The sequence below is a fragment of the Azospirillum lipoferum 4B genome, from assembly GCF_000283655.1.
Lineage (GTDB): Bacteria > Pseudomonadota > Alphaproteobacteria > Azospirillales > Azospirillaceae > Azospirillum > Azospirillum lipoferum_C.
Genome location: NC_016587.1, coordinates 386,506 through 408,600 on the forward strand (window position 1 = coordinate 386,506; position 22,095 = coordinate 408,600).

Below are 22,095 nucleotides of genomic sequence, written 5' to 3' on the forward strand. Positions count from 1 at the left end.
AGTCCGCCTCCAGCCCATCAGGAACACCGCCCATGCCCACCGAGTTCCCGTCCGCGCAGGCCTTGTCCGCAACTCACCCGGCCTCTCCGCCCGACCGTGCCGAACGGCGGACGGTCGGCGTCGTGGTGGAGCGGCGGCGTGTCGACAATCCCTGGATCGAAGCGCGCTGGCAACCGGTCCTTCTGGTCCCGCCCGAACCCGACCGGCCCGACTGGAGCGTGGTGGCGGAGGGGCCGGACTGGAGCCGCCATTATGCCGGCACCGCCGAGATCGCCCTGTTCCCGACCGAGGCGGAGAACTACAAGCACAATCTCGACGGCGGCAAGCCCTGCGCCTACGTCATCCTGCGGCCGGGCGGTCCGGCGCCGGGGATGCGGCTGCTGGCCGTCACCGTGGACCCCGGCGAGATCGACACCCATGCCGAAGCCGGCGACGACGTGATCGAGCCGCTGGCTCTGCCGATTCCCCTGGTGCTGTGGATGGACGGCTTCGTCGCCCGCCATCATGTCGAACGCCCCTTCCACAAGCGCAAACGCGACCGCGCCGACACCGAAGCCCTGGCCCGGCACCGCGGGACGGAGCGGCCGCGGCATGGCTGACCCCGCAGGCACGGAAGGCTTCCTCGGCCGCTGGTCGCGGCTGAAGCGCGAGACGCAGACGGAGGAGGCGCCGGTCGAGATCGCAGTGCCGGAGCGGATGGACGACGCCCCGGCCGCGGTTTCGGCGGAGGTCGGGGCGGAGGTCGGGGCGGAGATCGCGCCCGCCCCTCCGGCGGAGGAAGAGGCGCCGGACCTGCCCTCGCTCGACAGCCTGAATGCCGGCAGCGACTACACCGGCTTCCTGCGCAAGGAGGTGCCGGAAGAGCTGCGCCGCCAAGCCCTGCGCAAGGCCTGGGCCAGCGACCCGGCCATCGCCGGCTTCCGCGGCTTCGCCGAATATGACTGGGACTACAACGCCCCCGGCTATGGCGCCCTGCGGCCCACCGACGACATCGCCCGCCTGCTCGACGCCGTGCTGCCCGACGAGAAGCGGGAGGAGGAGGTGGTGGTTGAGGAGGTGGTGGCGGAGGGGGATTCGGCGGACGGCGACTTGCCTGTCGACAGCACTTGCCCCCACCCCAACCCTCCCCCGCTGGGCGGGGGAGGGAGCGAGTGCTCATGCGAAAGAGTGGCGGCAGTCCCTCCCCCGCCCAGCGGGGGAGGTTAGGTGGGGGTCTAACGTCCCATAGGAATCCAGCCCCTCACACGCACCGCCCGCCATCGACCTCCAGGCACACGCCGGTCAGGAAATCCGCCTCGTCGGAACAGAGGTAGAGCGCCGAGTTGGCGATGTCGTCGGGCGTCGACAGCCGGCCGAGCGGGATGCTGCGCAGGAACTGCTCGCGGCGTTCCGGTGAGTCCTGCCCCATGAAGCGGTGCAGCATGCCGGTCTCGCCCGCCACGGGGGCGATGGCGCAGACGCGGATGCGGTCGGGCGCCAGTTCGGCCGCCATCGACTTGGTCAGGGTGATGACCGCCCCCTTGGAGCCGTTGTACCAGGTCAGGTTCGGCCGCGGCCGCAGGCCCGCGGTGGAGGCGATGTTCAGGATCACGCCGCCGCCCTGGGCGCGGAACACCGGCACGGCATGGAGGGCGCCGTGATAGATCGATTTCACGTTGACGGCATAGATGCGGTCGAAGGTGGCCTCGTCCACCTCCAGCATCGAGCCGTAGCGGTGGGTGTAGCCGGCATTGTTGACCAGGATGTCGAGCCGCCCGAACTCACCGAGTGCGGCGGAGACGATGGCCCCGTAATCCTCTCCCACCGCGACGTCGGCGCGCACGGCGAGCGCGGTGTCGCCCAGGCTGTCGGCGACGCGGCCGGCCGCCGCCTCGTCCAGGTCGGCGACGATGACGCGGGCCCCTTCGGCGGCGAAGCGTCGGGCGATGCCCTCGCCGAAGCCCGATCCGCCACCGGTGACGACGGCGACTTTTCCTGACAAACGCATGAGCGGTTCCTCCCCGGCAACTCGCGATCCCATAAGCGCGCGGCCGTTCGGCACGCGGACTCCGTACAACAGGGAACCGGCGCCTTCGGCCGCATCGTGGACACGGCGAAGAACGCATGATAGCGCGAAGCCGCCCGGTGGGGCAGTCGCCATCATCCGCTATATCGTTTTGAGGAGGTAGAAAAGAGAATGGCGCGAGTGACGGGACTTGAACCCGCGGCCTCCGGCGTGACAGGCCGGCGCTCTAACCAACTGAGCTACACCCGCGCGATGGCTCCCGGTGCTGGACTCGAACCAGCGACAAGCGGATTAACAGTCCGCTGCTCTACCAACTGAGCTAACCGGGAACAGAGGCCGCCTTATAAAAGCGCTGGCGGATCCTGGCAAGCGGAAAAATGCAAAGCTGCGCATTTTTTCCGGAGACGCGAGGTTTTGCGCCGTTTGACTGTGACAACGCATGGCCGGCGCAGCCATCGGTTGCCGCAGCCCAGGCTTGCTCTTGACAGTTCGGGCCATCTCAGGCTTTTTCTCGCCCTCCCCATCCCACCATTGCCGCAGGCCCCGATGTCCGAGGTCGTCCCCTTCGCCGCCGCCCGCGAGGCGCTGCTCGCGCGCCTGACCGAACAGCTGCCGCCCTCGTCGGAATGGGCGGGCCGGCTGATGCTGATGCCGGACGGGAGACGGGTGGAGCCGATGCCGGCGGCGGACGCGGCGGCATCGCTGCGCGCCTTCCGCGCCGGGCTGGGTGAGGCCATCGGGGCCGCCGCCTGCTCGGTCGGCGGCGTCTGGGTCGGCCGGGAGGATTGCCTGGACTGGGACGGGTTGCTGGCGCCGCTGGCGGTCGCCGCCGCCTATGTGGTCGGCCGCACCCAGTCGGCGGGTGGTTTCGCCGCAGAGCTGTTCCGCTGCAAGGACGCGCTGGCCGGCTGGGGCGTGCGCGGCCTGCGCGGCGACCCGGCCGTCGCACGCGCCGCCGGCTATGCCGTAGTGTCGGTCAGCCGCCGCCCGGACGACCAGGAAATCGTGCTGGACCGGGTGATGGACACCTTCGCTTTCGTCATGCGCAGCCAGGGCGAGCCCACGGTGACAGCCGCCGACATGGACCGCCGGCTGGTGAAGCGGGCGGTGCCGCTGCGGCGTTGATCCCTCACCCCGCGGTGGCGAGCGCCGCCGTGCGCTCCGCGTCCTTGGCCCGGCGGGCCTTGCGCTTCAGCCACCACATCCATGTGCCGGTGACGGCGAACAGCGGCGGCAGGACACCGGACAGGAAGACCGCCCATTTCCACAAGGGCCCCAGCCCCTCGCCTGCATGCAGCGGGCGCTGCCACGCCATCACCGTCTCGCCGGCGCTGTAGGTGGCGGGATCGCGCACTTCGGCGACGCGGGCCGTCCAGGGATCGACGAAGACCGTCGCCGTCGGTGCGCCATGCGCCTGCCCAACCGCGGCAAGCCCGATGCGATAGGCCTGGTCCGGCCGGGCCGGCGGCGAGACGGAGCGCAGTTCGGCCCCCGGCAGTGCCTTGCGCGCCAGCACGACCGCGCGGTCGACGTCGATGGGTGTGGCGCCCTTGACCGGCTGGACCGTCACGGTGGCGCGCAGGTCGCGGGCCGGCAGGACCGACGACACCCCGGCTCCCAAGCTCTGCGGGAAGGCGAGATAGACGCCGGAAAAGGTGACGACGATGAAGACCGCCAACGACCAGATGCCGACCGCGCCGTGAAGGTCGCGGTGCAGGCGGACACCGCGGGCGCCGGACTTCACGGTGAAGGCGGCCTTCCAGCGGCCGGGCCGCGGCCACCACAGCACCAGACCGCTGACGCCCAGCACCAGCATCGCCACGCCCAGCCAGCCGACGATCTCGCGCCCGCTGCGGTCGCGGATCAGCAGATTGCCGTGCAGGATGTGAACCGTGCGCAGGAAGCCGGCGGACGCCTGGGCCGGATTGGCATCCCCGACCACCGCCAGCGACACCGGATCGATGCTGAGCGTTCCCATCGGCCCCTGCGGCGGCCCGCCCTGGGGAGCACCGCCCCGCTCCCCGCCCCGTTCCCCGTTACGCGCTGCCACCAGACGGACGACGGCCGGGCGGCCCGGCTCCTCCGGCAGGATCAGGAAGCCGGGCTGGGTGCCGGCCGGGGCCGCGGCGCGGGCGGCGGCCAGGATCGCCGATACCGGCTGCAGCGGCCCGTCGGCCATCGCCTGGGCGGGCGTGTCGCCGCTCAGCCCGCGAATCTCGTCCTCCACCACCAGGATGGAGCCGGTGATGCCGAGAAGGACCAGCGGCAGGCAGAGGATCAGGCCGACCCACAGGTGGATGTTCTGAAGCGTGCGGTACCACAGGCGCTGGCTGCGCGGCTTGCTGGCGTAGGCCATGGCGACGACCTTGAGGGGGATGGCGGGACGGGACCTAACGGATGAAGAACTGGACCGGCACGACCAGTTCGATGCGGTCCTGCCCCATCTCCTCCGGCGGGGCCGGCAGCGGGGAGGCGCGGCGGACCATCTCCACCGTTTCCTCGTCCAGCGCGCTGTGGCCGGAACTGCGGTCGAGCTGGACCGACAGGACGCGACCCTCGCGGTCGATGGTGAAGCGGACCTGGGCAACCCCTTCCTGCCGGCGGGCCTGGGCGGAGCGCGGATAGCGCTTGTGCCGTTCCAGATGGCCGAGCACCCGGCCCTGCCAGGTCGGAACCGCGCGGCTGGGGGCGGCCGACGGCGCCGGGGCCGCCGGAACGGGTGCCGCGGCCGGGGCCGGCGGAGCTGCGACAGGCGCCTGCTGGACCGGCTGGGCCACCGGGCGGGGCGGCTTCGGCTTCTCGGGCTTGGGTTTCTCCGGTTGCGGCTTCGGCGGTTCCTTCTTCACCTCGGGCTTGAGCTTCGGCGGTTCGGGCGGCGGCTTGGGCAGGACCACCTCCGGCTCGACCACCGGCGGCGGCTCCGGCGGCGGGGGCGGCTCCTCGACCACCGGTTCGGGTTCCGGCGGCGGCGGTTCGGGAAGCGGCTCGATCACCGGTTCGGGCATCGGTTCCGGCAGGGGAATGTCGATGGCAGGTGCCGGCTCCGGCGGGGCGACCGGCAGCGGGGCCAGTTCCAGCAGCACGGCGGGCGGTTCCGCTTCCGACGGCGTGATCGGCACATGCCACGCCACCATCGCGACGCCGGCCGCGGCATGGACGCCCAGCGCCAGCATCAGGCTGCCGCCCCAGCGGGCGACCCCGCGGACCGGCCGCTCGCTGCCGTCGTCGGAAAGGGTGGCGGACCAGTCCGCCGCACCGTATTCGGACGCCGCGCTCATGGGGCGGGGGCCGTTTCCAGGCCGACAAGGCCGATCTTCAGATAGCCGGCGCCGCGCAGGCTGTTCATGACCTCGGTCAGCGCGCCGTAATCCACCGTCTTGTCGGCGCGCAGGAAGACGCGCTGGCTCTTGTCGCCATGGGTGGCGGCGTCGAGCGCTGCGCCCAGCGACTCCCTGGTGGTCTGGGTGTCGCCCAGCGACAGCGTCTTGTCGGCCTGGATGGTCAGGAACAGCGGCTTGTCCGGCCGCGGCGTCGGCATTGCCGTGGACGCCGGAAGGTCCACCGGCACGTCCACCGTCGCCAGTGGTGCGGCCACCATGAAGATGATCAGAAGGACGAGAACGACGTCGATGAAAGGCGTGACGTTGATCTCATGCGTTTCGGTCAGTTCGTCGTCGTTGCTGCCGGAGCCGAGGCGCGCACCCATCGCCGTTACTCCGCCGCGCGGGAATTGCCGTGGGCCGGCGCGGCATGGGCTTGTGCCCGCGGCAGCGCATGGCGGTCGATGTCGCGGCTCAGCAGGCGCAGCACAGCCGCAGACGCGTCGGTCAGCTGGGCCTTGTGGCCGCCGATGGCGCGGGTGCAGGCATTGTAGACCACCACCGCCGGAATGGCGGCGACGAGGCCGATGGCGGTCGCCAGCAGTGCCTCGGCGATGCCCGGCGCCACCACGGCGAGGTTGGTGGTCTGCGCCTTCGAGATGCCGATGAAGCTGGTCATGATGCCCCACACCGTGCCGAACAGGCCGATGAAGGGGCCGGTCGACCCGATGGTGGCGAGGATGCCGGTGCCGCGCGCCATGCGCCGGCCGGCCGCCGCCTCGATCCGCTCCAGCCGCGAGGCGGCGCGGTCCATCAGCCCGTCGCGCGACGGCGCATCGGCCGACAGGTGGGTCTCGGCGATCACCGCGCGGACCAGCGCCGCCGCCGTGCCCTGGCTGAAACCGACCCGCTCCGCCGCCTGGGACAGCGACCGCGCCTCCTCCAGCATCGCCAGGGCGCCGCGCGCCTTGCGCTTGGCCGAGGACAGCTCGACCGCCTTGGCGATGGCGATGGTCCAGGTGACGACGGAGGCGAGCGCCAGACCCACCATCACCGCCTGCACCACCGGGCTGGCGGTGACGAACATGCCCCAGGGCGACAGGTCGTGCGGAAGAGTGGCCAGGGCTGCGGCCGCATCCGCGGCGCTCTGGGCGGCGGGAGCCACGCCCTGTACCGCACCTTGCACCGCCTCCGGCACCGCCGGCGCGACGGTGGCGGGTGCGGCAGCCTCCTGCGCACGGGCGGCGGCGCCGGCCATCAGCGTCCCGGCGCCGGCAAGGACGGCAGCCAGAACAGGACGGTGGCGAAACGATGTCGGCATGGCGGTCCAACTCCCCTCGACGCGTGTCCGGCACGCGCGATGCAAAAACCCGATGACACTCCAGAGCAAAGCCCCCACCGCGGTTATAGTGCGAATGAGTCGCACTCGCACGGAAAATCGACCTCCGCCGCACGCCATCGGGTCATTTTTTGTGGGGATTTCAAACAGCTTGCGCGCCGTTCCGTTTGCCTTGCGAACTGTTCAAAGGCCATAAACGGTGCAGACTGGATGCTGCGACTAAGTCTCAGTACCACCAAACCGTCGCCCTGTCGCGGGAAAATCGCGAACTTTTCAATCGGCGGGACCGGCTGAAATAAACCGGAACCGCGCAACAATCGGGCGGCGCTCCGGGTTGAACCCTCGGTCGATACCATCCCGGGGAGGAAGCCGATGGACCGCGTTTCGGTTGTGGAGGAAAAGGGCAGCTTCCGGCTGGTCGCCTGCGACGGCCGTTTCGCCGTGGTGGAGGCGCGGGCCGGACAGGTCTTCGGTATGCCGCAGGACCGCGACGGCGGTCGCGATGGTGCCGCCGACAGCCCCGAGGGCATCGAATCGGTTGCACAATGGACCGGCGAGGACGAGGCACGGGCGCTGTTGCGCGATTTGTCCCAGCGCGGCGACGGACTGGCCCGCCGCATCTGGTAGGGCCGAAATGGGGTGATCCGCCAAGCTCCCGGCTGCGTAGGAGAGTGCGCAAAGCTGCGGAGCGCACCATGCATGGCGAGGGAAACGGCCAGGAGGCCGATCCGAATGGCGGGCTGCCATTGACCTGGATCACCGGCGCCAGCAGCGGCATCGGCCGGGCGCTGGCGATCCATCTCGCCAACGCCGGCGAACGGGTGGCGCTGTCCGCCCGCAACGCCGAGGAACTGGCCGCGACCGCCCAATTGTCGGTGGATCGCATGCGGATCTTCCCGCTGGACGTCACCGACCGCAAGGCGACCGCCGCCACCGTCGCCGCCATCGAACGCTGGCTGGGCCCGATCGACCGGGCGGTGCTGAACGCCGGCACCCACACGCCGATGTCTCTGGAGGATTTCTCCGCCGACACCGCCCGCCGGCTGATGGAGGTCAACTATATGGGCGTCGTCCATGGGCTAGAGGCGCTGCTGCCGCGGATGCGCGCCCGCGGCCGTGGGCATGTGGCGGTGGTGGCCTCCGTCGCCGGATACCGCGGCCTGCCCACCGCGGCTGCCTATGGCCCGACCAAGGCGGCGCTGATCAACCTGTGCGAATCGCTGAAGCCCGACTGCGACCGCGCCGGCATCCGGCTCCAGCTGGTCTGTCCCGGTTTCGTCGACACGCCGCTGACCGCCCGCAACGGCTTCGCCATGCCGGACCTGATGCCGGTGGAGGATGCCGCGCGCGAACTGGCCGACGGGCTGGAGAGCGGCGGATTCGAAATCGCCTTCCCGAAACGCTTCATCCGCAAGCTGAAGCTGGCGCGCCTGCTGCCCTATCGGGCCTACTTCCCGCTGGTCCGCAAGGTGACGGGGGCATGATGGCGGGGAACATGACGGCAGGGATCATAATGGACGAAGCGAGAGCACGCGGGCTCGACGCCTGGGCGACCTTCTTCGAGACGCTGAGCCACGACACGCTCGACCGCCTGACCGCGCTGACGGTGCCGGAGGTGCGCTTCCGCGATCCCTTCAACGACGCCCATGGGCGCGACGCGGTGCGCGCGGCGCTGCTCCACACGCTGAACGGCTGCCGGGATTTGCGCTTCACCGTCACGCACCGGCTGCCGGCCGACGATCTGGCGATCCTGCGCTGGCGGTTCGAGGCGACGGTGACCGGCATCGGCCGGATGGACGTCATCGGTACCAGCGAGGTCCGGCAGGCTCCCGACGGCCGGGTGGCCGAGCATGTCGACCATTGGGATTCCGGCGAGCATATCTACCTGCGCCTGCCGCTGCTGGGCGCGCCGCTGCGCCTCATTCGGCGGCGGCTGGGGGCGGCACCGCCGCGTTGACGGCGCCCGGCTGGATCATCCGCCCTTCGGGCAGGAAGAACAGGCTGACGGTGCCGATCCACAATCCCCAGCGATAGACGTTGGCGCGGTTGATCAGCGCATCGCCCGGCTGCAGCCACATCCAGTCGTCGAAGCGCACGCGCCAGCGGCCGCCACCGACCTTCAGCGCCATCTCGTAGGTCCAGTTCAGCGCGTTGCCGGCCGACCGGCCGACCGCCTTGCCGATCACGTCGTCGGCCTGCCCCTCGTAAAGGCCCTCCCCGGTCCTGGCGATGCGCCAGACCCGGCGGTCGGTCTCGCCGTCGGCATAGTCGAACCGTTCGTCCAGCGTCAGCTCCCGCCCGTCCCAATGCCCGTCGATGACGACGGTGAAGCTGCGGCGCAGGGTGCCGAACCGGTCCTCGAAAAGACCCCAGGCGCGGGTGCGGCCGGCGAAATAACGCTCGATCCGCAACTCCGGCCCCGTTCCGGCGAAATCCTCGACCTTCATGGCAGGAATCCCCCCGTTCAGGGTGCGGAGCCGGGCCGGCGGAAGCGCCAGAGCCCGACATCGATGGTGCCGGCGCGGAACCCCGCCTCGCAGTAGGCGAGGTAATAGTCCCACAGCCGGCGGAACCGCGGATCGAAGCCCATGGCGGCGACCCGCGGCGCAGCCTCGTGGAACCGGCGGCGCCACTCGGCGCAGGTGCGGGCATAGGAGGCGCCGAAGGTCTCGACATGCTCCACCGCCAGCCCGGCCCGCTCCGCCTCGGCGCGCAGGGCCGACGGGCAGGGCAGCAGGCCGCCGGGGAAGATGTGGCGCTGGATGAAGTCGCATTTGCGGCGGTAGTGCGGGAAACGGGCATCGTCGATGGTGATCGCCTGCACCACCGCCGCCCCGCCGGGAACCAGCCGGTCGCGCAGGCTGGCGAAATAGCGCGGCCAATGCTCCTCCCCCACCGCCTCGATCATCTCGATGGAGACGATGCGGTCGAAGCTGCCGCCGGCATCGCGATAATCCATCAGCCGCAGGTCGACCTTGCCGGCCAGTCCGGCTTCCTCCATGCGGCGGCGGGCGAAGGACAGCTGTTCCGCCGACAGGGTGAGCCCGACGACCGAAGCGCCGCAGCGGCCGGCCAGATGCTCGGCCATGCCGCCCCAGCCGCAACCGATCTCCAGCACCCGGTCGCCGGGGCGCAGTTGCAGCAATTCGGCGACGCGGCCGATCTTGGCGTCCTGCGCGTCCTCCAGGCTCTGCCCGTCATCCTCGTAAAGGGCGGAGGAATAGGTCATGCCGGGGTCGAGCCACAGCCGGTAGAAGTCGTTGCCGAGGTCGTAATGGAAGGCGATGTTGCGGCGGCTGCCGCGGCGGGAATTGGCGCGGCTGCGGTGGAACAGCCGGTTGATCGCGGACGCCGCTAAGGTGCCCTTCAGCACGCCCTTCAGCGCCGCCTCGTTGCGGATCGCCAGTTCGATCAGGGCCGGCAGATCGCCGCTGGTCCACAGCCCATCGCCATAGGCCTCCGCCATGCCGATCCCGCCGCCCAGCAACAGCCGCCGCGCCGCCGATCCGTCGAGCAGGGCCAGATCGGCGCGGGGACCGGTCGCCCCGTCGCCGAACCGCAGCGTCCGCCCGTCCGGCAGGCGCAAGGTCAGCTCGCCGACGCGGATGCGGGCGGCCAGCCTCAGCAGCGCGCCGGTCCACAGATCGTCTCCGGTCACCAGCCGCAGCCATCGGGGTTGACGGCGAAGCGCGGGCGCAGCGATGTCGGTCATGCGGGGAAGCCTTCTCAGGAACGGTCAGAAGCGGGTCGAAGCGGTGGGGCCGGCGACGACGGTCACCGGATGCGCAGGCGCGGGCGGGCGCGGGCGGATCGCCAGCCCCTTGCGCCAGAGATGCAGCGCCTCCCAATGGATGCCGGCGACCACCTTGGCGGTCATCAGCGGGTGCCGGGCCCAGGCGCGCAGGATGGCGCCGTCGGTCAACTCCACCCGCCGCAGGGCGAGCGACGCATGCAGGACCGGCCCCGCCGCGTCGGTCTGGCGGATCGCGACGGCCAGCGGCTCCCCCTGCTCGCCCGAGGGCGGGCGGATGCGGAAGTGATAGGCGGTCTCCATGTCCATGAAGGGCGACACGTAGAACCGCTTGTCGCAGCTCTGGCGCACCAGCCCGTCCGCTCCGCGCTCCGCCGGAATGAGATAGGCGTGGCGCTGGCCGAAGGTGTTGCTGACCTCATGGATGATGGCGGCGAGCGTCCCGTCGGGCCGATGACAGAACCAGAGGCAGAGCGGGTTGAAGACGAAGCCCAGCACCCGCGGAAAGCACAGCAGCCGCACCGGCCCGCCTGCCTCGATCCCGGCCGCCGCCAGCTGCGCCCCAGCCCAGGCCTTCAAGCCCCTCTCCCCTTGTGGGAGAGGGGTTGGGGTGAGGGGGTGGAAGCTTTGATTTCCAACGGCCTGCGGCCGGCCGTACCCCTCATCCCAACCCTTCTCCCGCAAGGGGAGAAGGGCATCCGAGTCGAAGCGCTGCTGTTCGCGCGCTTCCCCACGCGAAGGGTTGCTTTCCAACGGCCCGAAATCGCCGTCATGGAAACCGGTCAGGCCGAATCGGTTGTGGGCGAACAGCCGCAGCTCGCGGTCCATCCGGGGAAGCTCGTCCAGATCGATCAGCAGGCTGAACACGCGGTAGGACAGCCTGTGGCGCACCGGCTTCACCCGGTTGTGCATCACCGTGCCGACATAAAGGCCGGAGGCGAAGCGCCGCTCTTCCCGATGGTGCTCCATCACACGGCCTCCAGCCGGGCGGCGCGGGCGGCCGGCGCAGGCGACGGGCCGAGATGGATGCGGCCGGACTCGTTCGGCACGCTCCAGGGCCGGCGCAGGCCGCCCAGCGCCTCCGCCACCGCCAGCCCCGCCTGCACGCCGTCCTCATGGAACCCGGCGCCGAAATAGGAGCCGGCGAACCAGGTCCGCCGTTGGCCCTGAAGGGTCCACAGCCGCTTCTGTGCCGCAAGCGCCTCCATCCCGAAGATGGGGTGGTCGTAGAGGACGCTGCGCAGGATGCTGCCCTCGCGCGGCGGATGCGACGGGTTCAGCGTGACGAACAGGTCGCGCTCCCGCGGCAGGAAGCCCTGCAGCCGGTTCATCCAATAGGTGACGCAGACGGCGTCGCCATCCTTGCCGCCGTCGCTCTGCCGGCTGAGGTAGTTCCAGCTCGACCACACGGCGCGGCGTTTCGGCATCAGGGCGGCATCGGTGTGCAGGATGGCGAGGTTGCGCTCGTAGCCGAAGGCGCCCAGCAGATGCCGTTCCTCCTCGCCCGCATCCTCCAGCAGGGCGAGCGCCTGATCGGCGTGGGTGGCGATCACGACATGGTCGTGGGCGCGGACGGCGCCGCGGCGGTCGCGCACCAGGACGCGCCCCTCCTCTCGGGCGATCCCCTCCACCGCACAGTTCAGGCGCAGCGCGCCGGGCATGTCCAGCAGGATGCGGTCGACATAGCTGCGGCTGCCGCCCTCCACCGTGCGCCAGAGCGGTCGGCCCTTGATCTTCAGCAGGCCATGGTTGTCGCAGAAGCGGATGAAGGCGGCGGCCGGATGGTCGCGCATCGCCTCGGCCGGGCTCGACCAGATGGCGGCGGCCATCGGCAGCAGATGGTCGCGGACGAAGGCGTCGGAATAGCCGCCGCGGTCCAGCACCTCGCCCAGCGTCAGCGTCTCCGCCAGGGGATCGGACAGCAGCGCCGGCGCCTCGCGGTAGAAGCGCAGCAGGTCGGCCAGCATCCGCCAGAAACGCGGGCGCAGCAGGTTGCTCTTCTGGGCGAACAGCGTGCCCAGCGAGCTGCCGGCATATTCCACCCGCCCGCCGTCGAGCGAGGCGGCGAAGCTCATGTCGGTGGCACGGGTCCGCACGCCCAGCCGGTCGAACAGCGCCACCAGATTGGGATAGCAGGGCTCGTTGTAGACGATGAAGCCGGTATCGACCGGGCCGGCACCGTCGGCCTCCACCGTGTTGGCATGGCCGCCCGGCCGGTCCTCCTTCTCGTAAAGCGTGACGCGGTGCGCCTTCGACAGCAGCCAGGCCGCCGACAGCCCGGCGATGCCGGCGCCGATCACGGCGATGTCGAGCGGACCCGATGGCGGAAGGGCGGGTTCGGAAAGCGGCATGGCGGACGGCCCTTCTCGGGGTCTTGGGCGTGATCGGGACCGGACCCCATTCGAAATGGGTAGCTCCGGCGCGAATGATCCAGATACGGCTGCCGGCCGCGGTTGGATCATGCCACGCTCGCGCTTTCCGGCGCTCCGGTCGAGTGGACGAAACGCGCATCGACAAATGTCTCACGGGGCGGTGATCCGAAGCGGGAGCGTTGGCGTATCCTGGCCATGATCGCACCGCTGGCCTCACTTCTCTCGCATGCCACCGGCCCGGACCGGACCAGGACCGGGCCAGCCCGGCACCTGCCTGCCCGGCCTCCCGCCCGATGTCCGGACGATGCGCTGGCGGCGCGGCTGTCGGAGGATCTGGTCGCCGTGGCCTCCGGCGACCGGGCGGCCTTCGCCCGGCTGTTCGGCCACTTCGCCCCGCGGGTGAAGGCCTACATGCTGAAGCTGGGCATGCCGGCCCAGCGGGCGGAGGATCTGGCGCAGGACACCATGCTGTCGGTGTGGCGCAAGGCCTCGCTCTACGACCCGGCGAAGGCGGAGGCGGCGACCTGGGTCTTCACCATCGCGCGCAACCTGCGCATCGACGCGCTGCGCCGCGAACGCCACCCGGAGGTGTCGGACGACGAGTTGCTGGAGCATGAGGACGACCGCCCACGCGCCGACGAGCTGCTGGACGGCGACCGCCGCGCCAGCCGCCTGCGCGGCGCGCTGGCCTCGCTGACTCCGGAACAGGCGGAGGTGGTTCAGCTGTCCTTCTTCGCCGACCTCGCCCACCCGGCAATCGCCGAACGGCTGGATGTGCCGCTGGGCACAGTGAAATCGCGCCTGCGTCTGGCCATGGCCAAGATCCGCAAGGCGCTGGGAGACGACGACCGATGACCGCCCGCCAACCCACCTCTGCCCAAGCCGTCCTGCCGAACCACCATCCCAGCGACGCTCTGCTGGTGGCATACGGAGCCGGCAGCCTTGCGGAAGGGCTGTCGCTGGCGGTCGCCGTCCATCTCGCCCACTGCCCCGACTGCCGCGCCGCCCTGGCGGAGGTGGAGGCGCTGGGCGGAGCCCTGCTGGAGGAGTTGCCGCCCTCTCCGCTCGAAAGCCTGTCGCTGTCGGCCACGCTGGCCCGCCTGGATCTGGAGGAGGCCCCCGTCAACCCGTGCAAGGCCGGACGGGCTTCCGCGCAGTGGGGCAGCCGCCGGCCGGCCCGTCCGGGGCCGCGGGACGGCACGGCTCTTCCGGCACCGCTGCGGCCCTATGTGCCCCGGGCGGCCGAACTGGACGGGCTGTCATGGCAGCGTCTGGCGCCCGGCGTCCGGCGGGTGGAACTGATGCCGCGCAGCGCGGCGGGCGGTGCCGCCCAGCTTCTGCGCATCGCCCCCGGCACCGCCCTGCCCCACCATGGCCATGGCGGGCTGGAGCTGACCGTGGTGCTGAGCGGCCATTTCGCCGATGAACTCGGCCGCTACGGTCCCGGCGATCTGGCCGAGGTCGACGGGGATACCGACCACCAGCCCATCGCCGACAGCCATCGCGACTGTATCTGCCTGATCGCGACCGATGCGCCCCTGCGCTTCACCGGGCTGATGGGGCGGCTGATGCAGCCCTTCATCGGGCTTTAGATCGGATCGCGTAAAATCGGAATCGATTTGGAGCGTGAATCCGATCGCCAAACATAAAGCTACAGCGTCGTGCGTTTCATATTAAACGCACGACGCTGTAGAGAGGCGCCCCCTCACGCCACCGCTTCCAGCGGCGTCAGGCCGCGGGTCAGCCGTTCGACCTCGCGGTCGAAGGCCGCCTGATCGGCGTCCGACAGGTCGAACTTCACATGCAGGCGGCCCTGCTCGCTGGATTTGATGCGGGCGGCGAGCGGCCGGGAAACCCCATCGATGCGCAGCACCAGCGGCGCACCGGCCGGCCGGTCGGGAGCGCCGGTCAGCATGGCGCCGCCCGATGACAGGTTGGCGACGATGGCGCGGACAGGTGGCGTGCCGGCGCTCTCGACCGTGCAGCCGATCGACACGGCGAAGCGCGGGCGCTGGCGGCGGTCGACGTCGGTGGTGGCGGTGCGGACGACACGGATCAGCACGTTGCGCAGCGTGTCGATGCCTCCGGCCACGTCGACGGCGACGGTCCGCACCTCGCCGGCGCGGTCCTGGGTGGAACTCGCCTCGGCGGACACGCGGCGGATGCGCAGCGACACCTCCTTCGCGGCCTCGCTCGTCTGGCCGACGGACCGGGCGATCTCGTGGGTCGCCGCCGCCTGCTCCTCCACCGCCGCCGCGATGGAGGAGGAGATGCCGGCGACCTCGTCGATGGTCTCCGACACCTCGCCGACGGCACCGACGGCCGACGCCGTCACCGCCTCCACCTCCGCGATCAGCGAGCCGATCTCCTCGGTGGAGCGCGCGGTCTGGCTGGCGAGGTTCTTCACCTCGTTGGCGACGACGGCGAAGCCGCGCCCGGCTTCGCCGGCCCGTGCCGCCTCGATGGTGGCGTTCAGCGCCAGCAGGTTGGTCTGGCTGGCGATGTCGCCGATCAGCCGGGCGACGGCACCGATGCGCTCCACCGAGGCCGACAACCGTTCGATGGTGGAGCGGGCGAGACCGGCACGGTCCACCGCCCGGCCGGTGACCTCGGCTGCGGTGGATACCTGCATCCCGATGTCGGCGATGGCGGCCGACAGCTCCTCCGTCGCCGCGGCGACGGCTTCGGCATTGCTCAGCGCCTGCTGGGCCGCAGCCGCGACGGTCTGGGCATTGTCGCTGACCTGCACCGCCGATTCGGCCATCGCGCCGGCATTGGTGCTCATGCGGGAGGTGCGCTCCGCCACATGGTCGACGGCGACGCGGGTCTCCTGCTCCACCTTCTCCGCCATCGCCTCCAGCGCATGGCGCCGATCCTCCTCGCCGCGGCGGCGGGTCTCCTCCTGCTCGGCACGCAGCCGGGCGTTCTCCTGCGCGCTCTGCTGGAAGACACGCACGGTGTCGGCCATGTGGCCGATCTCGTCCCGGCGTTCCGTCAGCCCGATCTCCACATCCAGGGTGCCGCCGGCAAGCGCCACCATGGCGCGCCGCAGCCGCTCCATCGGCCGGATCATCGCCGCCTCCAGGAACACCACGCAGGCGGACGCCATCACCAGGATGGTCAGGCCGGCGCCGATCAGCGTCAGGCGCAGCCCGTCCGCGGTCGCCCGCACCTGCTCGATGTCGGCGGTCAGCTCCGTCAACCGGTCGGAACTGACGGCGACCACGCTGGCGCCCAGCGCCTCCAGCCTGGCGCCCATCGTCTCGGCGACGCTGTCGAACTGTCCCATCATCGGATTGCCGGCCGCCGGCCCGCCGGCGACATAGGCCTTTGCCATGCGCTGGCCCATCTCATAGAAGGGTCCGAAGGCGGTGCGGGTCTTCTCGATCTCCGCGACCACCTGCGGAAGCTCCAGCTCGCGCGCCAGATCGGCGGCCCTGGCGGTGTGCTCCCCGAAGCGGCGGGCAAAGTCGGCCGCCTTCGCCTCGCCGTCGTCCAGGCCGTCCAGCCCGCGCGTGGCCGACAGGTCGGTCAGCCATTGCTGGGTCTGCACCACGTCGTACCGGATCTCGGCCACCAGCGATACGAGCGGTATGACCCGGCCGACCACGTCGCCGGTTTCACGCTGGACGTCGGACAGATGCTCGGTCTGCAATCCCATGTCGCGCATGGTGAGGACCGAGGACAAGCCGACCGCGGCGAACACGAACACCGCGACCGCCACAACCTTCGCCCGGATTGAAATGACGTGGAGAATATTTCCGGCAGCGACCATGATCTGGCACTTCATACGTTAAGAGTACAAACGATTTACGTCATTCAACGTATGAGCACTCTAAACCGTTTCGCCACATTCGTCACGGCAAACAATTGAAATTGCGTGAACCTTGCGCCGATCGACCGACATTACTCTCGGGTTGTTTGATATCCGCGATCGGGCAACAAAAATCCTGGCCGATTGCCTTTCGTTGCCTCAAACCATCTCGATCCGGCTTTCGGGGCTTTCCGCAGGCTGCGGGCGCGACGTCAGCGCCTCATTGGTGGCGGCGGCGACCTCCCCCAGCGCCTCGAACAGCGGGTCGTCGGGCGGGCAGGAGGCGGACGACTGCAGCCGCTGCTCCAACAGCGAGGCAAGCCGGCTCAGGCGGACGGCGCCGATGTTGGCTGCCGTCCCCTTCAGCATGTGGGCGATGCGTGGAAGCTGGGCAGGGGAATTGCCGGGTGCATCTCCCGCCGCGCCCTGCCCGGCCAGCCGGTTGGCTTCCCGGATCGCGGCGATGCTGTCATCCACCGTCTGCCGGAATGCGCTCACCGTTCTCGTCCAGGTCTCGTCGCCGATCACCGCGCGCAGGGACTCCGCCTGCCCGGCGTCGAGAAGCGGTGCGGTCCGCCACAGTTCGGCACCCGCCGGAGCCGGTGCCGGAACCGGCGACGGGCGCGTCGGCGCGGGGCCGGACTCCCACGCTTGCGCGTTCGAAGACGGCTGCTGCGGACCGGCGGCGCCGGTGCCGGATGGCTCCGTCCGGGACGCCGACACGCTGCTCAGTATCTCGAACAGGTCGGCCGAAACGATGGGCTTGGTCAGGTAGGCGGTCATGCCGGCGGCGAGATACTCGGCACGGTGGCCCGGCATGACGTTGCCGGTCAGCGCCACGATGGGCAGGCGGGATGCCGGACCGGGCATGGCACGGATATGGCGGGTGGCGGTGACTCCGTCCATCACCGGCATCTGCACGTCCATCAGCACCAGATCGAACCGGTCCTCCTCCACCAGCCGCACGGCCTGCAGACCGTCCTCCACCGCCGTCACCCGGTGGCCGCCCCGGCGCAGCATGGTGACGACGATGTCGCGGTTGATCTCGTTGTCCTCGGCCACCAGCACGCGCAGGCCGCCGGTCTCCTCCGTCCCCGGCCCGCCCTTTGGCGCCCCTTGCGGCGCCCCCTGCGGCGCCGCTTCCGGAGCGCAAGGCGCGGTCGGAACGTCGTCGCACGGGTCGGCGGCCGGTTCGCAGCACACGGTGAACCAGAAGGTGCTGCCCTTGCCCTCGGCGCTGACGACACCGATCCGCCCGCCCATCAGCGTCACCAGCTCGCGGCTGATCGCCAGCCCCAGCCCGGTTCCGCCGAAGCGCCGGGTGGTGGAGCTGTCGCCCTGGGTGAAGCGGCGGAACAGGGTCGGCTGTACATCCTCCGGAATGCCGATGCCGGTATCGGCCACATCGAACCGCAGGAAGAAACTGTGGCCGGGCACGGCCTCCCCCTCCAGCCCGACCCGCACGGCGACACCGCGGCGCTGGGTGAATTTCAGCGCGTTGCCGACCAGATTGACCAGCACCTGCCGGATGCGCCGCAGGTCGGCGCGCACGCGGTCCGGCACCGCCGGAGCCACCTCCCGCGTCAGGATCAGGCCGCGTCCGCCGGCCGTCGGTTCCAAGAGGTCGATGCAGTCGCGCATCACCGCGCGCAGTTCGAAATCCACCGGTTCGACCTCCGCCTTGCCCGCCTCCAGCTTGGACAGGTCGAGGATGTCGTCGATGATCTGCAGCAGCGCCTTGCCCGACCGGTTGGCGACGTCCAGGAGCTGGCGCTGCTCCTCGTCCAGGTTGGGGCCGTCCACCAGGGCGAGCGCGCCCAGGACACCGTTCATCGGCGTGCGGATCTCGTGGCTCATGGTGGCCAGGAACTCGCCCTTGGCGCGGTTGGCCTGGTCGGCTGCCTCCTTGGCGCGGCGCAGGCTGGCCTCGATCTCGCGCTGGGCGGTGACGTCGCGGAGCGCGCCGGTGACATAGCGGCGGTCCCCTTCCCGCCAGCCGGCCAGCGACGCCTCCAGCGGGAACTCGCTGCCGTCCTTGCGCCGCCCGGTCAGCTCCCGCACCTCCGACCGCGGGGTGTCGCCGCCGCCGTCGCGATATGTGGCCAGCAGCCCGTCATGGACCGCGCCGACCGCGGCCGGCATCAGCCGGGTCATCGGCCCCCCCAATACCTCCGCCGCCCGGTAGCCGAACAGCCGCTCCGCCGCCCGGTTGAAGGCATCGACGGTGCCGTGCTCGTCGATGGTGACGATGGGCTGGCCGACCGCCTCGAACATGGCGCGATAGCGCGCCTCGCTGGAGGCAAGCCGGTTGGCGGCCGTCTCCCGTTCTGTGATGTCGGTGGCGGAGCCGCGATAACCCTGGAATTCACCGCGCCTGTCGAAGATCGGCCGGCCGCTGACACTGAAGTAACGCGGCCCGGCCGCCGTCATCACCCGGTAGCGGAAGTTCCGGAACGGCTCCCGCCGCTCCATGACGCGGCGATGCTCCTCCCATTTGGCGGCATCCCCCGTCTCGCGCAGGGCGACATCCTCCCGCCGCAGGCCGAGGGGCAGAGAGCCGTTGGCGATATGGGGGACCAGCGGACCGGCCAGGCCGGAGAAGCGCAGATCCGCATCCATCTCCCAGAACCAGTCGGAAGCCGTCTCCGCCTGGTCGCGGAACCGCTCCTCGCTTTGGGCGAGGCGGCGGGCGAGTGCGGTGAGCCGCGCCGTCTGCCGCGTCGCCAGCAGCGCCAGCCCGATCAGGCCGACGCTGCAGACCGCGGCTCCCAGCAGATAGATCCGTTGCCGCCGCCGGGTATCGGCCATGAAGGACGCTTCGTCGAAGGCGGTCGTGACGATCAGCGGATAGGTGGATAGGGTGCGGTAGGATTGCAGGCGCAGAATGCCGTCGATCGTGCTGACGGTGCGCAGGAAGCCGGTGGGCTGGCTGCGCGCCATGGCGAGCGTCGCCGAATCGCTCACATCGCGGCCGATGATGCGGTCGTTCATCAGGGAGCGGGCGCGCAATATGCCGTCCGTGCCGATGATCGCCACGGCACCGTTCGGGCCGACGTCCAACTCCTCCAGCGAGCGGCTGAAATAGAAGGGATCCATCGACGCGACCAGCACGCCGGCGAAGCCGCCGTCCGAGCGGTCGATGCGGCGTGTCAGCTGGATCGACCATTTGCCGGACGCCCGGCCGAAAACCGGCTTTCCGATGAACAGGCCGGCGTTGGGATTGTTGGCGTGAACGCGGAAATGCTCGCGGTCGGCCAGATGGACGCGGGCGGGGGCGTCCTCCACGCTGGTGTAGGTGAGGTCGCCATGTTCGTCGATGATCGCGAGCTGGACCAGGATCGCCGAACGCTCCACCGCCTGCCGCAGCATCTGGGAAACGCCCTGGCTCCAGACATCGCCATGCTCGCGGAAGTCGTCGATCAGGAACAGCAGGATCTGGTCGGCCTCGGCGATGGTCCTGCTCGCCTGCTCGGCCACGACGCGGGCAAGATTGCCGCCGTCGCGCTCGGCCCGCTCCATGGCCTCGGCATCGTCGTAATGGACGAGCATCAGGGCCGCTGCCCACAGGCCGGCGGCGATCACCAGGGTCGCCGCCCAGATAGCGGCGATGAAGCCATGCTGCTGAAGCCGCCCCGCCATCAGCCGCGCTCTCCGCCCGCCCGGCCTTCGCCCGCCCTGCCTCCGCCCGCCCTGCCCGCGGCCAGTGCCGCCACCCCGTGCGCCAGCCGCGGCAGGTCCACCGGCGTCGGCAGCACGAGGTCGGCTGGCCCGGCAGGTCCGCACGGGGGTTCCCCGCCGTAGAGCACGCAGGGCAGATCGCCGCGCAATTCCTTGAGACGGCCGGCCAGCGCACTACCGGCGGGCAGCGCGCTCAAGCCCGGCCCGATCACCACCGCATCGAAAAAGCCGGGCTCCTCGGCGACCACGTCCAGCGCATCGCGCAGATCGTCGCAAACCGACACCTCGAAGCCCTGCTGCTCCAGACCGGTCTGGAACCGGTCGCCCGACGCCGGATCTGCCTCCACCACCAGAACCCGGAGCGCCGGATCGTTGCGCCGCTGCGATGACGGCGGAGGGTCTGCCGGCGCGGGCACCGGCCGGGAGGCAGGGACGGCGGGGATGTAGAGGCGGATGGCCGTGCCTTCGACGGGATGGGTCAGCAGGCTGAGGCCGCCATCGTGGCGCCGCGCCGTCGACAGGGCCGTCGGCCAGTCGCCATCCTCCCGCACCGGCTGGCCGCGCCGGTAGCGCGTGCGGACGGACAGCAGCGGGTCGACCAGGGCGAACAGCAGGTCATCGGCCAGCGGCGCGCCGTCGACGCGCAGTTCGAACAGCGTATGCAGGCCATCACGCGGCTGAAGCAGCCGGCGCACCTGCCAGCCGGCGCCCGCCGCGTCCTCACCCTCACCCTCACCCTCACCCTCACCCGGATCCGGGTCTCCGCCGGCACCCTCCCCGTCGAAGCCCCCCCAAGCAAGGCCGGAGGGGGCGGCACGCAGGCAGAACCGCAATTCGGTGCCGCCGCCGGCCGCGAGAACGATTTCCGCCGCCAGCCCGGCCAGCGTCCGCGCCAGCAGCCCGGCATCGCAGAGGGGATCGGGTGTGGCGGGGGCATGCCGGACAGCCAGGCCGGCCGGCGTCGCCGTCGCCGTGCGCAGAAGCTCCGCCGCCTCGTCCAGCACTCTGGCCGCCCGCTCCTGGACGACGACGGCCGGTTCCAGCCTTGCCGCCAACGCCAGACGGCGGAATTCCGGCCGGGCGCGATGAACGGCGATGAGAATTCTCTCGGCATAGTCGGCCTGGGGCGAGCCGGCCGGCAGGTCGGCGGCAAGGAAATCGGCATAGCCGGCAACGGCACCCAGCGCGTTGTTGAAGTCGTGGACGATGGTGCGGGCCAGTTCGGCACGGGCATCCATCGCCGCCATCTGCTGGGCGCGCAGCTGGGCCGACAGCCGGCGTTGCGTCTCTTGCAGCGCCTCCTCCAATTCGGCGATCCGGGCGGCGGCGCTTCCCGCCTCTCCACCCCCGCGCCCGGCCGGCGGGGAAGCGGCGGGCGACTCGGCGGATGCCGGGTGCTGCGGCTCCGCCCCTGCAGACCGGCGACGCGCCGCCCAGGCACGGAAAAGCGCCAGCCCGGCCGCCGCACCGGTGCCGGCGGCAAGCAGGGGAAGCGCCCAGGGGGCAGCGGCGCCCAGCGGGTCGAGCACGGGCAGGAGCAGCACCGCCGCGCCGGCCAGCGCGGCCAGCGCCGGCGCGACCACCGCATTGCCGGACGCCTCCCGCCCGGCAGGAGCATGGGCCGGTGGAACGGCCGGCCGTGGCAGGGAATGGTCGGATGGGCTCATCGGCGACTCGGGAGTACGGCCATTTGCGATTGCTCTCCCGCCTTGCGGCGGACCTGACCGCGGGCGGGGCAGGAAACGCGACCGGATGGAGGAAGGACTATACCAGAAGGTTTGGGATCGCGCTGCTGGGACCAGCCCTATGCGTCACT

General features: G+C 70.8%; 20 protein-coding genes and 2 tRNA genes. 8 read left to right on the forward strand and 14 right to left on the reverse strand.

Going from position 1 to position 22,095, the window contains the following annotated elements; all coding sequences use genetic code 11:
- The first annotated feature begins 32 nt into the window (after window positions 1-32).
- Together AZOLI_RS25995 and AZOLI_RS26000 are read left to right on the forward strand one after the other, a co-directional pair.
- A complete protein-coding gene (locus AZOLI_RS25995; protein ID WP_014189631.1) occupies window positions 33-599 on the forward strand; it encodes a DUF3305 domain-containing protein in 567 nt (188 codons plus the stop codon).
- Entirely contained in the window at window positions 592-1,206 is a 615-nt protein-coding gene (locus AZOLI_RS26000) for a DUF3306 domain-containing protein (RefSeq protein ID WP_014189632.1), read from the forward strand. The genes AZOLI_RS25995 and AZOLI_RS26000 overlap by 8 nt, the downstream gene beginning before the upstream one ends.
- A gap of 34 nt (window positions 1,207-1,240) precedes the next feature.
- Here AZOLI_RS26000 and AZOLI_RS26005 read toward each other — a convergent pair whose 3' ends face one another.
- From AZOLI_RS26005 to AZOLI_RS26015, 3 genes are all read right to left on the reverse strand, one after another.
- Window positions 1,241-1,987 (reverse strand): glucose 1-dehydrogenase, encoded by a 747-nt coding sequence (locus tag AZOLI_RS26005; protein ID WP_014189633.1) that lies wholly within the window; start codon window positions 1,985-1,987, stop codon window positions 1,241-1,243.
- Between the two features lie 190 nt (window positions 1,988-2,177).
- Window positions 2,178-2,254 (reverse strand) — tRNA-Asp (locus AZOLI_RS26010).
- A 4-nt stretch (window positions 2,255-2,258) separates the two neighbouring features.
- Window positions 2,259-2,334, reverse strand: a tRNA-Asn gene (locus tag AZOLI_RS26015).
- A gap of 217 nt (window positions 2,335-2,551) precedes the next feature.
- Here AZOLI_RS26015 and AZOLI_RS26020 point away from each other — a divergent pair.
- A complete protein-coding gene (locus AZOLI_RS26020) occupies window positions 2,552-3,130 on the forward strand; it encodes a hypothetical protein (protein WP_162488435.1) in 579 nt (192 codons plus the stop codon).
- Window positions 3,131-3,134: 4 nt separating this feature from the next.
- Here AZOLI_RS26020 and AZOLI_RS26025 read toward each other — a convergent pair whose 3' ends face one another.
- The 4 genes from AZOLI_RS26025 to exbB are packed head-to-tail and all read right to left on the reverse strand — an operon-like array spanning window position 3,135 to window position 6,583.
- Window positions 3,135-4,361, reverse strand: coding sequence for a PepSY-associated TM helix domain-containing protein (locus tag AZOLI_RS26025; RefSeq protein ID WP_014189635.1), 1,227 nt, complete (start codon window positions 4,359-4,361; stop codon window positions 3,135-3,137).
- A 34-nt stretch (window positions 4,362-4,395) separates the two neighbouring features.
- Entirely contained in the window at window positions 4,396-5,283 is an 888-nt protein-coding gene (locus tag AZOLI_RS26030; protein WP_014189636.1) for an energy transducer TonB family protein, read from the reverse strand.
- On the reverse strand, window positions 5,280-5,711 hold the full coding sequence (gene exbD / locus AZOLI_RS26035; RefSeq protein ID WP_014189637.1) for a TonB system transport protein ExbD: 432 nt from the start codon (window positions 5,709-5,711) through the stop codon (window positions 5,280-5,282). The genes AZOLI_RS26030 and exbD overlap by 4 nt, the downstream gene beginning before the upstream one ends.
- A gap of 5 nt (window positions 5,712-5,716) precedes the next feature.
- The gene (exbB, locus tag AZOLI_RS26040) at window positions 5,717-6,583 is read right to left on the reverse strand and encodes a tonB-system energizer ExbB (RefSeq protein ID WP_014189638.1); all 867 of its coding nucleotides are present in this window, start codon (window positions 6,581-6,583) and stop codon (window positions 5,717-5,719) included.
- A 453-nt stretch (window positions 6,584-7,036) separates the two neighbouring features.
- On the opposite strand from exbB, the gene AZOLI_RS26045 reads away from it, so the two are divergent.
- The 3 genes from AZOLI_RS26045 to AZOLI_RS26055 all read left to right on the forward strand — a co-directional run bounded on the left by AZOLI_RS26045 (window position 7,037) and on the right by AZOLI_RS26055 (window position 8,621).
- The gene (locus AZOLI_RS26045) at window positions 7,037-7,291 is read left to right on the forward strand and encodes a hypothetical protein (RefSeq protein ID WP_014189640.1); all 255 of its coding nucleotides are present in this window, start codon (window positions 7,037-7,039) and stop codon (window positions 7,289-7,291) included.
- Window positions 7,292-7,359: 68 nt separating this feature from the next.
- Window positions 7,360-8,148, forward strand: a complete 789-nt coding sequence (locus tag AZOLI_RS26050; RefSeq protein ID WP_014189641.1) for an SDR family NAD(P)-dependent oxidoreductase — start codon at window positions 7,360-7,362, stop codon at window positions 8,146-8,148.
- Window positions 8,149-8,177: 29 nt separating this feature from the next.
- Complete coding sequence (locus AZOLI_RS26055) at window positions 8,178-8,621, forward strand: nuclear transport factor 2 family protein (protein ID WP_244442652.1); 444 nt, start codon at window positions 8,178-8,180, stop codon at window positions 8,619-8,621.
- Here AZOLI_RS26055 and AZOLI_RS26060 read toward each other — a convergent pair.
- The 4 genes from AZOLI_RS26060 to AZOLI_RS26075 are packed head-to-tail and all read right to left on the reverse strand — an operon-like array spanning window position 8,584 to window position 12,766.
- Window positions 8,584-9,111 (reverse strand): DUF3833 domain-containing protein, encoded by a 528-nt coding sequence (locus AZOLI_RS26060; RefSeq protein ID WP_014189643.1) that lies wholly within the window; start codon window positions 9,109-9,111, stop codon window positions 8,584-8,586. The two genes, AZOLI_RS26055 and AZOLI_RS26060, sit on opposite strands and share 38 nt — an antisense overlap.
- Before the next feature lie 17 nt (window positions 9,112-9,128).
- Window positions 9,129-10,376: an SAM-dependent methyltransferase gene (locus AZOLI_RS26065; RefSeq protein WP_014189644.1), complete on the reverse strand. Its 1,248-nt coding sequence runs from the start codon at window positions 10,374-10,376 to the stop codon at window positions 9,129-9,131.
- Between the two features lie 24 nt (window positions 10,377-10,400).
- Window positions 10,401-11,384, reverse strand: coding sequence for a DUF1365 domain-containing protein (locus AZOLI_RS26070; RefSeq protein WP_014189645.1), 984 nt, complete (start codon window positions 11,382-11,384; stop codon window positions 10,401-10,403).
- Entirely contained in the window at window positions 11,384-12,766 is a 1,383-nt protein-coding gene (locus tag AZOLI_RS26075; RefSeq protein WP_014189646.1) for an NAD(P)/FAD-dependent oxidoreductase, read from the reverse strand. The genes AZOLI_RS26070 and AZOLI_RS26075 overlap by 1 nt, the downstream gene beginning before the upstream one ends.
- 216 nt (window positions 12,767-12,982) lie before the next feature.
- Here AZOLI_RS26075 and AZOLI_RS26080 point away from each other — a divergent pair, with 216 nt between their 5' ends.
- Both AZOLI_RS26080 and AZOLI_RS26085 read left to right on the forward strand, forming a co-directional pair.
- Window positions 12,983-13,642 (forward strand): sigma-70 family RNA polymerase sigma factor, encoded by a 660-nt coding sequence (locus AZOLI_RS26080; protein WP_014189647.1) that lies wholly within the window; start codon window positions 12,983-12,985, stop codon window positions 13,640-13,642.
- On the forward strand, window positions 13,639-14,379 hold the full coding sequence (locus AZOLI_RS26085; protein WP_014189648.1) for a ChrR family anti-sigma-E factor: 741 nt from the start codon (window positions 13,639-13,641) through the stop codon (window positions 14,377-14,379). The genes AZOLI_RS26080 and AZOLI_RS26085 overlap by 4 nt, the downstream gene beginning before the upstream one ends.
- A gap of 113 nt (window positions 14,380-14,492) precedes the next feature.
- Here AZOLI_RS26085 and AZOLI_RS26090 read toward each other — a convergent pair whose 3' ends face one another.
- The 3 genes from AZOLI_RS26090 to AZOLI_RS26100 all read right to left on the reverse strand — a co-directional run bounded on the left by AZOLI_RS26090 (window position 14,493) and on the right by AZOLI_RS26100 (window position 21,946).
- Window positions 14,493-16,562 (reverse strand): methyl-accepting chemotaxis protein, encoded by a 2,070-nt coding sequence (locus tag AZOLI_RS26090; protein WP_244442653.1) that lies wholly within the window; start codon window positions 16,560-16,562, stop codon window positions 14,493-14,495.
- A 198-nt stretch (window positions 16,563-16,760) separates the two neighbouring features.
- Window positions 16,761-20,240, reverse strand: a complete 3,480-nt coding sequence (locus AZOLI_RS26095) for a PAS domain S-box protein (protein WP_014189651.1) — start codon at window positions 20,238-20,240, stop codon at window positions 16,761-16,763.
- Window positions 20,240-21,946 carry a hypothetical protein gene (locus AZOLI_RS26100; protein ID WP_014189652.1) on the reverse strand — a complete coding sequence of 569 codons (1,707 nt, stop codon included), beginning with the start codon at window positions 21,944-21,946 and terminating at the stop codon, window positions 20,240-20,242. The genes AZOLI_RS26095 and AZOLI_RS26100 overlap by 1 nt, the downstream gene beginning before the upstream one ends.
- Between the last annotated feature and the right edge of the window lie 149 nt (window positions 21,947-22,095).

What these genes read in the sequence shown, in the direction of transcription:
- AZOLI_RS25995 (WP_014189631.1), top strand. Translation starts at nt 33, where the DNA reads ATGCCCACCGAGTTCCCGTCCGCGCAGGCCTTGTCCGCAACTCACCCG.
- AZOLI_RS26000 (WP_014189632.1), top strand. Translation starts at nt 592, where the DNA reads ATGGCTGACCCCGCAGGCACGGAAGGCTTCCTCGGCCGCTGGTCGCGG.
- AZOLI_RS26005 (WP_014189633.1), bottom strand. Translation starts at nt 1,987, where the DNA reads ATGCGTTTGTCAGGAAAAGTCGCCGTCGTCACCGGTGGCGGATCGGGC.
- AZOLI_RS26020 (WP_162488435.1), top strand. Translation starts at nt 2,552, where the DNA reads ATGTCCGAGGTCGTCCCCTTCGCCGCCGCCCGCGAGGCGCTGCTCGCG.
- AZOLI_RS26025 (WP_014189635.1), bottom strand. Translation starts at nt 4,361, where the DNA reads ATGGCCTACGCCAGCAAGCCGCGCAGCCAGCGCCTGTGGTACCGCACG.
- AZOLI_RS26030 (WP_014189636.1), bottom strand. Translation starts at nt 5,283, where the DNA reads ATGAGCGCGGCGTCCGAATACGGTGCGGCGGACTGGTCCGCCACCCTT.
- exbD (WP_014189637.1), bottom strand. Translation starts at nt 5,711, where the DNA reads ATGGGTGCGCGCCTCGGCTCCGGCAGCAACGACGACGAACTGACCGAA.
- exbB (WP_014189638.1), bottom strand. Translation starts at nt 6,583, where the DNA reads ATGGCCGGCGCCGCCGCCCGTGCGCAGGAGGCTGCCGCACCCGCCACC.
- AZOLI_RS26045 (WP_014189640.1), top strand. Translation starts at nt 7,037, where the DNA reads ATGGACCGCGTTTCGGTTGTGGAGGAAAAGGGCAGCTTCCGGCTGGTC.
- AZOLI_RS26050 (WP_014189641.1), top strand. Translation starts at nt 7,360, where the DNA reads ATGCATGGCGAGGGAAACGGCCAGGAGGCCGATCCGAATGGCGGGCTG.
- AZOLI_RS26055 (WP_244442652.1), top strand. Translation starts at nt 8,178, where the DNA reads ATGGACGAAGCGAGAGCACGCGGGCTCGACGCCTGGGCGACCTTCTTC.
- AZOLI_RS26060 (WP_014189643.1), bottom strand. Translation starts at nt 9,111, where the DNA reads ATGAAGGTCGAGGATTTCGCCGGAACGGGGCCGGAGTTGCGGATCGAG.
- AZOLI_RS26065 (WP_014189644.1), bottom strand. Translation starts at nt 10,376, where the DNA reads ATGACCGACATCGCTGCGCCCGCGCTTCGCCGTCAACCCCGATGGCTG.
- AZOLI_RS26070 (WP_014189645.1), bottom strand. Translation starts at nt 11,384, where the DNA reads ATGGAGCACCATCGGGAAGAGCGGCGCTTCGCCTCCGGCCTTTATGTC.
- AZOLI_RS26075 (WP_014189646.1), bottom strand. Translation starts at nt 12,766, where the DNA reads ATGCCGCTTTCCGAACCCGCCCTTCCGCCATCGGGTCCGCTCGACATC.
- AZOLI_RS26080 (WP_014189647.1), top strand. Translation starts at nt 12,983, where the DNA reads ATGATCGCACCGCTGGCCTCACTTCTCTCGCATGCCACCGGCCCGGAC.
- AZOLI_RS26085 (WP_014189648.1), top strand. Translation starts at nt 13,639, where the DNA reads ATGACCGCCCGCCAACCCACCTCTGCCCAAGCCGTCCTGCCGAACCAC.
- AZOLI_RS26090 (WP_244442653.1), bottom strand. Translation starts at nt 16,562, where the DNA reads ATGGTCGCTGCCGGAAATATTCTCCACGTCATTTCAATCCGGGCGAAG.
- AZOLI_RS26095 (WP_014189651.1), bottom strand. Translation starts at nt 20,240, where the DNA reads ATGGCGGGGCGGCTTCAGCAGCATGGCTTCATCGCCGCTATCTGGGCG.
- AZOLI_RS26100 (WP_014189652.1), bottom strand. Translation starts at nt 21,946, where the DNA reads ATGAGCCCATCCGACCATTCCCTGCCACGGCCGGCCGTTCCACCGGCC.